Genomic DNA, 13,962 nt, shown 5'->3' with positions numbered 1-13,962 from the left:
TATAGGCTTATAATCATAGATTTTCAGTTCTGAACCCTATTATTGCAGCGGCTCAGAACTGAAAACCTAAAACCCTGGTGTTGATGAAAAATTATATTATCCAGGATTCCTGGAATATTGTTGAAGAAGGATTTCACCGTGACGTCAATGAAGTTACCGAAAGCGTTATGTCGCTCGGTAATGGCCGACTGGGCCAGCGCGGTAATTTTGAGGAAAAGTTTACCGGCAAAACCTTACAGGGTAACTACGTTGCGGGTGTGTATTACCCCGACAAAACCAGGGTAGGCTGGTGGAAAAACGGCTACCCGGAATACTTCGCCAAGGTCCTGAACGCGGCCAACTGGATCGGTATCGACATTGATATCGAGTATGAATCGCTCGATCTGAACCAGTGCGAGGTGCGGGATTTCAGGCGGGTGCTGAACATGCAGGAAGGGTATCTCGAACGTTCGTTCGTGGCCATACTGAAGAGCGGGCGGGAACTACAGGTGAACGCCAAACGGTTTTGCTCCATCGTTGACGATGAGGCCGGAGCCATCCGATACGCCATCAAGCCGCTGAATTTTGAGGCCAAAATTACCATTACTCCGTACATTAACGGCGACATCCGCAACCGCGACGCAAACTATGATGAAACGTTCTGGGATGAGGTACGCAAAGAAACCGGATACGGAGAAGCGTTTATTGAGCTTCGGACGCGCAAAACGGGCTTTCACGTGGCCACGGGCATGTGCGTCGAGATTGAGCAGGATGGGGTAAAAGTCGATTATCAGTCGCAGCCCATCAAGTACGAGAAATACGTCGCTAACCGCATCACCCTCGACTGCCGGAAGGGGCAGGAAACGGTTATTTACAAATACGCCGTGAACCTATCGTCGCTCAATTACGATTCGGATACGATCATTAAGGACGCCCATCAGTACATCCAGCGAGTTACCCGCAAAGGCTACGAAAAAATGCTGTTTGAGCAGAAACAGGCCTGGGCGGATAAATGGAAAACAAACGACATTATCATTGAAGGCGATATTGCCGCGCAACAGGGTATTCGTTTCAATATTTTTCAGCTCAACCAGACCTATACCGGTGAGGATGAGCGGCTAAACATCGGACCAAAAGGGTTTACGGGGGAGAAATACGGCGGATCGACTTATTGGGATACCGAAGCCTACTGTCTGCCATTCTACCTATCCACGGCGGAACAGAAGGTAGCGAAAAATCTGCTCGTTTACCGCTACAAGCAACTCGGCAAAGCCATCGAAAATGCGCAGAAACTTGGTTTCCGGGCCGGGGCCGCGCTTTATCCGATGGTGACCATGACGGGCGAAGAGTGCCACAACGAATGGGAAATTACGTTCGAGGAAATTCACCGGAACGGCGCCATAGCCTACGCCATTTTCGATTACGTGCGTTACACCGGCGATGAGCAATACCTGGTCGAATACGGGCTGGAAGTACTCATTGCCATCAGCCGGTTCTGGAGCCAGCGGGTCAACTACTCGAAAGCCAAAGACCAATACGTGATGCTGGGCGTAACGGGGCCGAACGAGTACGAAAATAACGTTAACAACAACTGGTACACCAACTACATTGCCGCCTGGACGCTTCGGTACACCATTGAAGCTGTAGCGAAAGTGAAGGCGCTGGAACCCTCGGTCTACGCCGATCTGATCGACCGGATTCACTTCCGGGAGGAAAAAGAACTGGCCACGGCCCGGCAGATCGTGGAGAAAATGTACCTGCCAAAAGACGAATCGCTGGGGGTATTTCTGCAGCAGGAAGGCTTCCTGGACAAGGACCTGATGCCCGTGTCGGATATACCGAAAGGTCAGCGGCCCATCAATCAGAACTGGTCGTGGGACCGGATTCTGCGGTCGTGTTTCATCAAGCAGGCCGACGTACTGCAGGGACTCTACTTCTTCGAAAATGAGTTTGATACCGAAACGTTAAAGCGAAACTTTGATTTTTACGAGCCAATGACCGTACACGAATCATCGCTCTCGCCCTGCGTTCACTCCATTCAGGCGTCAAAACTGGGCATGAAAGAAAAAGCCTATGAGATGTACCTGCGTACCGCCCGCCTTGATTTGGACGATTACAACAACGACACCGAAGATGGCTGTCACATCACGAGTATGGCGGGTACGTGGCTGGCGGTCGTGAAAGGGTTTGGCGGTTTCCGGATTGAAACCGGACAGGGCAACGAGGCTCGGGTTGTTCTCAACCCATACTGCCCGAATAACTGGCAATCGCTGTCGTTCAAGATTCGTTTCCGGGGCGTGTTGTTGCAGGTAACAACTACCCAGCAGGACGTCACGGTGCACAATTTTTCGGGCCAGCCCATTACCATTCAACTGCTCGGGAAAGACGTAACGGTCAAAGCTGAGAGCCATAAAACCGTGAGTATGAAGGTACTGGCCTAATTCACACGTTGATGTATAGCTGTATTTCGTAGAATGGTTGGTAAATACATTCAGTTTAAGGCCGCCCATACGCAAGCGATATGCCTTCGCGTTTGGGCGGCCTGCTGCTTGGTTGCAGCCTGTTTGTTTTTACTAGCCTGTCAATCGACTGACCAGAAGAAATCCGAAAACGCAGGGGCGATCACCCCTGCATTTTACCACTGGAAATCTACCTATGCGCCAACGCGCCCGGAACGGGAGCAACTCAAAACGCTGCACGTTCACAAGTTATACGTCCATTTCTTCGATGTTGATTGGGATGCTCGAACTCACAAACCAGTGCCCAAAGCGTTTGTGCGGTTCCGGCAGAAGCCCGTGGGGAGCGTGGTGCCGGTGGTCTTTATCACCAACCGCACGCTCCTGAACCTGCCGCCTGCCGGGGTAGCAGAACTGGCAACCCATATCAACCGGGCGATTACGCAAATTTGTCAGCAGAATAAACTAAACTTCGGCGAAGTGCAGGTCGACTGTGACTGGAGTCCCCGCACCCGCGACCGGTATTTTCGATTGCTTTCGTTGCTGACTGAGCAATTTAGCTGTCCGCTCTCGGCGACCATCCGGCTGCATCAAATCAAATACACCGACCAGACCGGGATTCCGCCTGTATCGCGCGGCATGCTGATGCTGTATAACGTAGCGGACTGGAAGCGGGCCGATACGCGCAACTCCATCTACGACGCCGACATCGCGAATCAATACCTGTCTTTCGTGTCGACTTATCCGCTACCGCTGGATGTTGCACTGCCCTTATTCCGCTGGACGGTCGTGTACCGGCACAATCGGTTTATTACCTTTCTGAATAATCTTGATCGTAAAGTTCTGGCAAACAGTCAATTTCTGGCTCCGCAAGCCGACAGTATGCGGTTTGTCGCCACGTGCGATACCGTTGCGCTGGGGCTGTCCATTCAACGGGGCGACCTGTTTCGGGCTGAGGCCGTTACGGCTGAAACGCTGGTCAACGAAAAAAAACGGTTGCTGAGCCAAATTCAGAACCGACGAATTACTTTTGCTTTATACCACCTTGATTCAACGGCACTTTTTTCGTATTCCCTTGAAACGCTTCAAACACTGCTTGGCAATGGGCCGCTTCCGTAGACCCGCTTTTATGTTCTTTGTCCTGATCGGCTTGGCCTGTGGCCCCTCGTTCGATCCTAATGAGTTCATGAGTTTCTTCATGCCCGAATCGGGCAATGCGCAACCCGAAGATAGTCGATACATCTTCACGCCACAGTTTTACAATGATGCCGAGTCCTATGAGCCGTACGGAAGCGTTCCGGCTGCCGTCATTGACGAGAATATAAAAGCCTGGGGAAACTACACCGGCAACAAGCTACCGGACACGTTGATCAGCCGGGCCCTATACGATGAGGAAAGCACCGCCGTGCGGGTGTTACGGGCGAGTCTGGAGCAGAAAAATCCGGATGCCGTCGCTTATTTAACCTTTGCCTGGGCGGCTGACAATGGGCAGGGTAATCCCTGGAATCCAAACGCATCCAAGGTAGATAGTACACAACTACCCCAGGCGCTTGACGAGGCTAAAAAACGGTATCAGACTACCACGGATGCTTTTTTGAAAGAACGGTATGCCTTCCAGGCAGTAAAGCTGGCCAGCGAACTGGGCGATCCCAAACAGGCGCAGCACCTGTATGACCAGCTCGTGGGTCCGCTTCCGAAAAAGACGTTTATCAGCGATTGGGCATTGTGCCGCCGGGCGGGGGGCAGCCTGGCCCTGGGCGATACAGCAAAGGCTATTTATGAATTTGCGCAGGTATTCGACCGGTGTCCGTCGCGCCGGAAAGCCGCCGAAACGAGTCTCCGTAAATATGGTATCCAGTTCCGGGAGAAGGCGTTGGAGTACGCCAAAACCGACACGGAACGAGCGGCTGTATATGCACTCTGCGCCATTCAGCCCGGTATACCGCTCGGCGGAACGGGTGCATTGGCAATGCTCAAAGAAGTGGTTCGATTGACCCCAAAAAATCCGTTGATCGAACTGATCATGGCGCGGGAGATCAACCGAAACGAGTACTATTTTTTTATGACCGACGAGGAGTACACGCGCAACAACATAAGTGTAACGCCGGATTCGGTAAGGTTTGCCAACCGGAAAAATCAGGCACCTGCCTACTTCGATGAACTACGTTCGTTTGCGCTCGAAGCGGCCAACAATAAAGCATTGGCCGATCCGGCTTTCTGGTACACGGCGGCTGCTTACCTGGACTATCTGGGTAAAGATTACACGGCAGCCCAAACGCATCTCGATCAGGCCGACCAATCGCCAGCCACGAACAAAACCCTGACCGCGCAGATTGCTGTACAGCGGATGCTGCTGCTGTCAGCTCAAACAGAAGTCGTTACACCGCAAACAGAACAGCAGCTGATTGGCTATCTGGAAGCATTCGACAGCACGGGAAACTTCCGGATCAACAACGCCTATGTTTCTGTGTGCAAGCAGTTTGCCAACAAGTATACGTATTCGGATACGCCGAAAAGTGGCTGGCTGTCGAGCTGTAGCCGTGCCAAAACGCAGCCGGTAGATGATAATGCTCGGGCAAAGTCCTATTTGTTTACTATTCTGACGAGCCAGCCCGGTGCCAACTCGTATTTTGCAAGTACAGTCGATCCTCATGCCATTGATGATACGGTTTCATCGGCCACCCTTCAGCAGACCATTCGCTTCATGCGTCAGCCAAACCAGACCGACTTTGACAAACGCCTGATTAAATTATCGACGCTGAACACGGATCAGCTGACGCTGTTGCTGGGCCGACGATTCATGATGGAGCATCGCTATGCCGAAGCGGCTGATGCGTTTGGCAACGTAAATCCTAAACTGTGGCAGAGCGAACCGTTCACGCTCTACTACAAAACCAACCCATTCGCGATTAAAATGCCTCGGCTCGTAGCCGTCGATCAGGCGGGGGGAGCCAAGCGTGCTTCGAACCCAATGGGTGTAAACTTCCCGGCTGAATCGCAGCCGAATCCCTACTCACCGGTTCAATTTGCCCGGCATATGGCCGATCTGGAAAAGCAGGCCCAATCCGCCACGGGCGATCAGGCGGCTGAATTGTATTATCAATTGGGGTGTGGTGCGTGGAATTTGAGCTGGTACGGGAATGCGTGGCTGCTCGTCAAGTCGTACTGGAGCGCAGGAGAACCGCCCGTGTATGATGTGCCGACCGATCCCGTTGCCAGGCAAAAACGCTTCGATGCGCTGATGAATACCGATTATTACACGACATCGCACGCCAAAGGATACTTCGAACAATCGGTAAAAGCGGCCAAAACGCCCGCCCTGGCTGACCGATCGGCTTACATGGCCGCCCGTTGTGAAGCCCATGCGTTCGCCGTTCAGCGTTCGATCGAGCAGATTCGCAACGGGTATGTGTATGAGGAAGACTCAACATTTGTGAAAAATATGCTGACATTACGCAGGGCGAGATACGCCAGTGCCTACAGTGAATTTTTCAAAAACCGCCGACGCAGTTTGTTCGATAAGGAGATGATTCGTGAATGCGCGATGTATAAAGACTTTCTGACGTTCGGGGAGGAAAACGGGGATTAACTTTTTGAGACATGGTTTGTGTGTTTCTGTCCTGATTCAGTGGCTCGTGTCCTCACGAGCCACTGAATCGGATGGTATTGCTAACGCGCACATGGGCCGTGAGGACACGGCCCAAGGTAATGGCTTTATTACAATGGCGAACATTACACGGACAATCATCGGGTAATCGCTCGATAAATACTACGATCTACTTTAGCTAGTCTTCAACCCATACATGGCCACTAACCCAACCAACGGAGGTAATTTTAATTGGGTAGCCCCCGTATATGACACGCTTGCTTTCCTGGTATTTGGTCATAAACTACAGCGGGCTCAGGTGGTTTTTCTGGATCAGATACCAGCCGGGGCTTCCGTCCTGCTGGTGGGCGGAGGTACAGGCTGGCTTCTGGAGCAACTTCTGAAGCGCGGTAGTATCCGACGCATCGTGTATCTCGAAACGTCGCGGAAGATGGTGGCCCGCGCCAGTCGGCGGATGATCCGGAAATCACTCCTGGGATCGGTCGATTTTCGGGTCGGGGATGAAACGGTACTCTTGCCTAACGAATCGTTCGACGTGATCATGACGCCCTTCGTACTGGATCTTTTTACGGAAACGACCCTGAAAACCCGGTTTATTCCACCTTTATTGAACGCGCTCAAACCAACCGGATTGTGGCTGGTGACGGATTTTGTTCAGCCGCCTGCCAGGTGGCAGCGCGCACTTTTATGGACAATGATCCGCTTCTTCCGGCTAACGGCAGGCATTGAAGCCAACCGACTGGCGGACTGGCAGCAATGCCTGCTCAATGCGAATTTAGTCCTTCACGAGCACCGTCGTCAGGTAGGCGGCATGGTATCGGCCGAGGTATGGGCGAGGACACAACGCCAGCGTTAAAGATCCCGAAATAGCTTGCCGACGGCTCGATACGTACTGATATCATACCACTCTTCGGTACCCAGGTTCAGCCATTGACCGTCGCGACGGGGGCGTTTCAGCTGGGCATCATCCGGGTCATAATCGTAGCTGTATACTTGGCTCATCACGTGCTGCAATGTTGACCAGGGGAGCGTTTTCGTTTGCTCACGTCGATTTTCGACCGTGGTTAGTTTCACGCTGCGGTCAACAAACGAAGCGGTCATTCGTAGCTCCAGTTCTTCTCTTGGGTCGCTGAGGTTCAGATACGTTAGCTCGAAAGGGCGCTCACGGCCGAGTGCTTCATAGGTTGCCTGAATCAGTTCCTGCATCAGGTATTGCCAGTCGTCGGGTTTGGTGGGTTTTCCGCTGGTTTTAGTCCCATTATCCGGTTCGATGGTAATATCCCAGAAATCATCCTCTTCGTCCAGTTCGTCCTCATTCAGGGGTTGCAGCCGGGTTTTACGTACCAGAGCCGCCAGCGATTCCCACCAGGCTCTGGGCAATCGACCCGACCAGGCATAATCGTCATCGCGGGTGTACCCTTCGGCAATCAGCTCGTCGTCATCAATGTCTTCGCGGTCTGGATAGGTAATGGCAAGCGCTACCTGAAGGGCGTTGGCGGCAACAGTCGTAATAGACAGGGTATAAAAATACGAGTAGGGGGCGGGCAACGAACGGGCCGTCTGGTAGCGAATCTGAAGACTTTTGAAGGACATAAAGCGTCGGTTAACAAGGGCACAAAGTTAACGCATTTGCGCTACCGTCGCCTTCTGATCAACTTTGCCGGTGGGTGTTTCCGCAAATTGATCAATGGTACGGCATTCTTTCGGTACGGCATACGGCCCCAGCGACTCCCGAATGGCATGTTGTAGCCGTTGCCATTGGTCAGCATGAATCGGCTCCCGCTCGCTGATCACGACAAGGCGTTGGCCCAGACGCTCATCGGGCAAGCCCGCTACGAACAGACGGGGAATTGGCTTACCGGAAGCAGCCGCATCTTCGGCCAGAAGCGTCTGAATCAGTAACTCGACTGGCTCGGGTTGTACTTTCACCCCGCCGGTATTGATAATTCGGTCGGCCCGGCCAAGTAACCGAAAGTGAGGACTCGAACCATGTTGACCAGCAATCAGCTCGACAACATCGTTGGTCTGAATATGCTCAAAATTGGTGGCGGCTGATGTAATGTGAAGGCACCCCCGCGCATCGGTGCCCAAGTTGACACCCGCCAGAGCAGTAAATACATCGCTCGCATCCGGGCCGTTTAATCGCCGGAGGGCAATGTGCGAAACGGTCTCGGTCATACCGTACGTGGCGTAGACAGGAGCATCAATCACCTGCAAAGCCTGCTCCAGAGCCGGGCTCGTGGCCGCTCCACCCACCAGAATAGCCTTCATCTGGTTGAGCGTATCCACTTGTTTCGCTCTGCTTCCGGCGTCGGGGTTGGCCAGAATCGTTTGTAGTTGAAGCGGAACAAGGGCTGTAAAGGCAATGCTGGCGGTGGCCGGGTCAAGGCCCGTTAAGGGATTACTGGCGGGCTCGATGATGGTCATGGGCAATCCCAGTTCCAGGCCCCGAACGAGCATCATAATACCGGCAACGTAGCGGATATTCAGGCAGACAAGCGCGGGATCACCCGCCCGTAAGCCAAGGGTTTGGCCCGTAAGGTGGGCACTGGCCTGCATCTGCGCCCGCGTCAGCTGAATGGGCTTTGGCGTTCCGGTCGAGCCGGAGGTAACTAGCGTAAACTGTTGTTGATTAGTCAGCCAGGTTCGACAAAAAGCCAGTGCTTCTTCCTCGTAAGGCGTTTGCGGGACCGGCCATGTGTCAGCAGAAACAGGATCGACCAGCATGTATCCGCTAATTATGAACTCGGATTGTACCTGCAGCCAGGTTTGTCTCAACCGTATATTGCGTAAGGGGCAACGTGGCCGGGCCAACGATCACCTTACCGGTGGTATCAAAACGCGACAAATGAAGGGGGCAGTAGAATTGATTCTCAACGGATTTGTAGGTCAGTTCGGTGCCCTGGTGGGTGCAGGCAGCCGAGACCGCAACGTACTGACCGTCTTTGGTTTGAGCAACAATGACCCCATTGGCTGTCACATAACCCCCTTTAACCAGGAGGTTTGCGTTTAGCTTATCGTCCAGACGCAACGTAAAATCAACTTTCTGGCTGGGGGTTGGGGTTGGGTCCGGGTCTCCCGCTCCGGCGCAACCGGCTATACAGCGCGACAACAGAATCGCGCCAATGCTGGTACCAACAAGACGGAAAAATTCGTGACGTGGCATTAACGCGTTGTCCATGGGGTAAAGGGTGGTTTCCATACCGGTTTTAGCGTACTTTTGTGGCGCTTGGCCTATTCAGGTGTAAATATGCGTTATTTTTTGTCATTCAACGACAGCAAACAAATACGTTTGCCGGGCTGTTACCAAACAAAAACGAGTGAAAGAGCGAAAGAGTGAAAGAGCGCCTGTGTCAGCGTTTCACTCATTCACTCATTCGCTCTTTTACTCTTTAAGAATGGAAGAAGCAAAAGTATTCGTCAACCCAATTTCGCCGGATAAGGTTGCCGAAGCGCCCGGTCTGCTGGCCTACGCACATACAGCCGGTGGCGCTGTCATTCGGCCGGAAGACAAGGGAAAAATAACCGGCCGGGCCGTGGCCGCTATGCGCGAGCAAACGGACATGCAACTGAGCCAGCTGTACAAACAAATGCAGTTGCTGGCCGAACAGGCAACGGCCATTCGGCACCGGGTCGAAGTGTCGGAGCGTATTTATTCCGCTCAGATGAGTTTCGAACCCGTTGTTGGGCATACCTATTATTTCTACCAGCGCAAAAATGGCACAGATCTACTATCCATGATTGGCCCTACCGAATGGGGACGCAAGTTTCCGTTCGAACGCTGTCTTGCCACCGTTCGTATGATGGCCGACCATACCTGGGACGTGCAGTACCACGAAGTTTCTTATAATGAGTGAAAGATAGAAAGAGCGAAAGAGCGTTTGAAAGGGCGGCTCTTTCGCTCTTTCTATCTTTCACTCTTTCACTCATTATTTATGCAAAGCAACTATCCCTGGGAAACGATTAAGGAATACCAGGAAATTCTGTTCAGCTACTACGACGGTATAGCTAAAATCAGTATCAACCGGCCGCACAAGCGCAATGCCTTTACGCCCCTCACCGTTACCGAAATGTCGGAAGCGATGGAACTGGCACGGCAGGACGAGCGGGTAGGCGTCATCATTCTGACCGGCGAAGGCGGTGAAGCGTTTTGCTCGGGGGGAGATCAGTCCATTCGCGGGCATGGCGGCTACGTAGGTCAGGACAAAGTGCCCCGGTTGAATGTACTGGATCTGCAAATGCAAATCCGACGTATACCAAAGCCGGTAGTGGCCATGGTTGCCGGGTATGCCATTGGGGGCGGACACGTGCTGCACGTTGTCTGTGACTTGAGCATTGCCGCCGAAAACGCCCGTTTCGGGCAGACAGGTCCCAAGGTGGGTTCGTTCGACGGTGGGTTCGGGGCGTCCTATCTGGCGCGGGTTGTGGGGCAGAAGAAAGCCCGCGAAATCTGGTTTCTCTGCGATCAGTACGATGCCAAAGAAGCCCTGGATATGGGTCTGGTCAACAAAGTAGTTCCTCTCGACGAACTAGAAGAAGTGACCATCGCGTGGTGCCGGAAAATGCTCGAAAAAAGTCCGCTGGCCCTGCGGATGCTCAAAGCCTCCTTCAATGCGGAACTGGATGGGCAGGCAGGTATTCAGCAACTGGCCGGTGATGCGACGCTGCTCTACTATTTATCCGAAGAAGCAAAAGAAGGAAAAGACGCTTTCCTGGAAAAACGGAAACCCGACTTTAGTAAATTTCCCAAGTTTCCGTAACGGAACCCAAGGAGGTCGTTTAGGATTTACAAAAAAGCTAAGGTAGTATTTTGTCATTCCTCCTGCTTTGGAATAACAAAATCCCGTCGAAAGTAAAATCTTGAACAGGTTCAATATACAACAGGAATGTCCGGCTGAGAGGTCGGACATTTTTTGTTTTAAGGCCAAATTATGTCAATTCTGACTGCCATAGTGGACTGTCTATTGAATTTCCTACTCAGTATGTAAAAAATTAGTTCTACAAACGTGCAACTTAAGACGTTCCTGCTTGTCCTTATCCCAGTTATGTAATGCTTATTCCGGTTGATGAATTCACTAATACTAATGGTAGAAAAAGTAAAACTGTTTTTTTTAGTTGCCTTGCTGTCTTTGGGATATGCAAACGCACAAATTAACTCTAGTATAACAGACTCTCTTTTTTCAACCTCGTTAAACGAGAATCGACGTATTAAGATTGTGTTGCCATCTGTCTACAGCGAAACGAATAAAGAGTTGTACGGGGTCATTTATTTGCTGGATGGCGAGTGGTATACCGAACTAGCCCCTAATGCATATAATTTTGCGAAGTCAGGCGGATTTCTCCCCAACACAATTATAGTTTTAATTTCCAATGTCTACATTGACGGTATCAATCAGCGAAATCGTGATTTTGAGCCATATGTGGACAAAAATGGATCAAAATTATTTCTTTCTTTTTTAGAAAAAGAACTTCTACCATACATAGACAAAAAGTATCCCAATAATGGTCAGAAAAATCTGCTGGGTAGTTCGCTTGGCGGACTGTTTGCAGTGCACACTTTTCTGACAAATCCGGATCTCTTTCAAGCCTACGTTGCCTGTGACCCTAATCTAGATTGGGAGAAGGAATCTTTGGCAAAATTGGCTGAAACGAAACTGCCAACCCTTGAAACGAAGAAAACTATTTTATTCATAGCCACCAACGATTACTCGTTTGAAACAAACGGGGGCAAGAAATTTAACAATATTTTACAAACGAAAGCCCCCAAATCTATACACTGGCAACTGAAAACGTATCAAAATGAAACGCACTATAGTGTACAATATAAAGCGTTTTATGACGGTTTAAAATATATTTATTCGGGTTGTTGGCCCGAGAAATTCGATTTTGCTCCCAGAGGGGGATTCATCGAAAAAGGGAAGCCAATTCGGTTGTTTGTGGCAAACAAAAATCCTTCCGTTAGCTATACGCTAGATGGTACAGATCCTACGGAAAAGTCACCGAGATTCGCTCCGGATCAGGCAATTATAATCAGTAAACCTACTACGCTGAACGTGAAAACCATCGCCACTCGCGATCAATATAAAGATTCATTGAATGCTTTTTTCTATCCAATAGATAGACATAAACTAAAAAGTGAACAGATAAAAGATACCTCTACTGTTCACTTATCATCAAGCAGCTCATGGGACGAGTTGCCATCCACAAACGTAGCAGAAACAGTTCATAAATCACAAACAAATCTTGATAGCCAGCAAGCAAATAAGTCGACAAATGCCGTAGCTATTATTAAAAAAACACTGAAAGTGGATACTGACAGCTATTACGTATTTGTTATTGATGCGCCAGGGGGATCCAGATTATATGTAGGTCATGCACTATTGATCAATAGTATAACAAATTTGGATTATAGAATGCAAAGTTTCGCAGTATATCTAAAGAAGGGATCTTATAAAGTGACGGCGCAACTGCGTCAGATCCATAACGGTAGGCAGCCTGTAATGAGAATGTTCAGGACAACCACGTCCAATGATAAATGGTGGGAAAATGAACTATAAATTGTTTAGTTAAAAGGCAGATCCTCAGGAAATAATAACAACTATACCCGGAACTATTTTCGTATGCTTACGGCTACATGAAGGCTCATACAACCGTGAAACAAGAAACGCTGACCCTATGAGAGTCAGCGTTTTGAAACCACTATCCACACCAAATATAAACCGAACCTGCTCGGCATATACCCTTTTGAAACAGTACGTAAAAAGCGGACTGAGCGTGGCATTGCAGGTTCAGGGAAAGAGAATATGCCTGGGCAACGTCTTGTTGATTGGTTTATAATTCAGGCAGGACGTACCGGAAATGAATAGTATTTTGCCAGAATATGCTTTGGATCTCAATAGCTATTCCGAACGGGTTAATCAGGATGGATCAGATAAAATGGGGTATCATCGGTTGTGGCGACGTAACCGAATTGAAAAGTGGACAGGCGTTCAATAAAGTGCCAAACTCATCGCTGGTGGCTGTTATGCGGAGAGATGCCGAAAAAGCGGCCGATTATGCCAAACGGCACCATGTGCCAGCCTGGTACGATGATGTGGACGCGCTGATCAACGACCCCAATGTAAACGCCATCTATGTTGCAACGCCCCCCGATAGCCATGCTGATTACGCTATTCGGGCTATGCGGGCCGGCAAACCCGTATACGTTGAAAAGCCGATGGCGCTCAATGGGGCCGAATGTGAAGCCATGAACCGAATAAGTCAGCAAACGGGTATGCCGCTTTTTGTTGCCTTTTATCGACGCGCCCTTCCTTATTTCCTGAAAGTAAAGGAGTTGATCGATCAGAAGGTTATTGGCGATATTCGGTATGTTCATGTTCAGTTGAACTGGCAACCCAAAGACGGTGAGATGGGCGAGCAGTCTCAGCCCGGATGGCGGGTTTCCCCTGAGATTTCGGGCGGTGGTCATTTTCACGATCTGGCGTCGCATCAGTTCGATTTCCTGGAATTTGTACTGGGTCCCATTAAAAGTGCTACCGGTATCGCCAGCAATCAGGCTGGTTTGTATGCCGCCGATGATATTGTTGTCGCCAATTTTAACTTCGAGTCTGGTGTATTGGGAACCGGCAACTGGTGTTTTACGGTAAATAAAGAGCAGCGTCTGGAACAAACCCAGCTTATCGGTTCAGACGGAAAAATCACGTTTTCTTTTTTTGAGAATTTTGTCATTGCCGTAGAAACCAAAACGGGATCTGAAGCCTACACGATTCCTTTGCCGGAACACGTTCAACAGCCACTCATTGCGCACATTGTAAGCGAGTTACGAGGAGAGGGTAAAAGCCCGAGTACGGGAGAAACCGGCGCAAAAGCCAGCAGGATACTGGATTGGATAACCACCCGGTAAGCCTGCCTCAACAACGA

General features: G+C 50.5%; 11 protein-coding genes. 8 read left to right on the top strand and 3 right to left on the bottom strand.

Translation table 11 applies throughout. The features are described 5' to 3' along the window. Nucleotides 1-83: 83 nt before the first annotated feature. The 4 genes from ACYU87_RS02070 (at nt 84) to ACYU87_RS02055 (ending at nt 6,898) form a co-directional block, all read left to right on the top strand. Nucleotides 84-2,420 carry a glycoside hydrolase family 65 protein gene (locus ACYU87_RS02070; RefSeq protein ID WP_461132361.1) on the top strand — a complete coding sequence of 779 codons (2,337 nt, stop codon included), beginning with the start codon at nt 84-86 and terminating at the stop codon, nt 2,418-2,420. 33 nt (nt 2,421-2,453) lie between these two features. Then, nucleotides 2,454-3,554 carry a hypothetical protein gene (locus ACYU87_RS02065; RefSeq protein WP_461132360.1) on the top strand — a complete coding sequence of 367 codons (1,101 nt, stop codon included), beginning with the start codon at nt 2,454-2,456 and terminating at the stop codon, nt 3,552-3,554. Continuing rightward, the gene (locus ACYU87_RS02060; protein ID WP_461132359.1) at nt 3,538-6,024 is read left to right on the top strand and encodes a hypothetical protein; all 2,487 of its coding nucleotides are present in this window, start codon (nt 3,538-3,540) and stop codon (nt 6,022-6,024) included. Before ACYU87_RS02065 ends, ACYU87_RS02060 begins: the two co-directional genes overlap by 17 nt. 214 nt (nt 6,025-6,238) lie before the next feature. After that, on the top strand, nt 6,239-6,898 hold the full coding sequence (locus ACYU87_RS02055; RefSeq protein ID WP_461132358.1) for a class I SAM-dependent methyltransferase: 660 nt from the start codon (nt 6,239-6,241) through the stop codon (nt 6,896-6,898). On the opposite strand, the gene ACYU87_RS02050 is transcribed toward ACYU87_RS02055, so the two are convergent. Genes ACYU87_RS02050 through ACYU87_RS02040 form a run of 3 tightly spaced genes read right to left on the bottom strand, consistent with a single transcriptional unit; the run spans nt 6,895 to nt 9,244 of the window. Further along, on the bottom strand, nt 6,895-7,635 hold the full coding sequence (locus tag ACYU87_RS02050) for a hypothetical protein (protein WP_461132357.1): 741 nt from the start codon (nt 7,633-7,635) through the stop codon (nt 6,895-6,897). The genes ACYU87_RS02055 and ACYU87_RS02050 overlap by 4 nt on opposite strands. Nucleotides 7,636-7,662: 27 nt before the next feature. Continuing rightward, nucleotides 7,663-8,769 (bottom strand): AMP-binding protein, encoded by a 1,107-nt coding sequence (locus tag ACYU87_RS02045; protein WP_461132356.1) that lies wholly within the window; start codon nt 8,767-8,769, stop codon nt 7,663-7,665. 7 nt (nt 8,770-8,776) lie between these two features. Then, a complete protein-coding gene (locus ACYU87_RS02040) occupies nt 8,777-9,244 on the bottom strand; it encodes a QcrA and Rieske domain-containing protein (RefSeq protein WP_461132355.1) in 468 nt (155 codons plus the stop codon). Nucleotides 9,245-9,440: 196 nt separating this feature from the next. Between ACYU87_RS02040 and ACYU87_RS02035 the strand changes: the two genes are divergently transcribed. From ACYU87_RS02035 to ACYU87_RS02020, 4 genes are all read left to right on the top strand, one after another. Continuing rightward, entirely contained in the window at nt 9,441-9,899 is a 459-nt protein-coding gene (locus tag ACYU87_RS02035; RefSeq protein WP_461132354.1) for a DUF2452 domain-containing protein, read from the top strand. Between the two features lie 78 nt (nt 9,900-9,977). Beyond that, nucleotides 9,978-10,802 (top strand): 1,4-dihydroxy-2-naphthoyl-CoA synthase, encoded by an 825-nt coding sequence (gene menB / locus ACYU87_RS02030; protein ID WP_461132353.1) that lies wholly within the window; start codon nt 9,978-9,980, stop codon nt 10,800-10,802. Between the two features lie 324 nt (nt 10,803-11,126). Then, entirely contained in the window at nt 11,127-12,599 is a 1,473-nt protein-coding gene (locus ACYU87_RS02025; protein ID WP_461132352.1) for an alpha/beta hydrolase-fold protein, read from the top strand. Nucleotides 12,600-12,964: 365 nt separating this feature from the next. Beyond that, nucleotides 12,965-13,945, top strand: coding sequence for a Gfo/Idh/MocA family protein (locus ACYU87_RS02020; protein WP_461132351.1), 981 nt, complete (start codon nt 12,965-12,967; stop codon nt 13,943-13,945). Nucleotides 13,946-13,962 lie beyond the last annotated feature (17 nt).

The sequence above is a fragment of the Spirosoma lituiforme genome, assembly GCF_054776635.1.
Note: the sequence above shows the minus strand (reverse complement) of the source record. Positions and strands in the feature narration are given on the sequence as shown.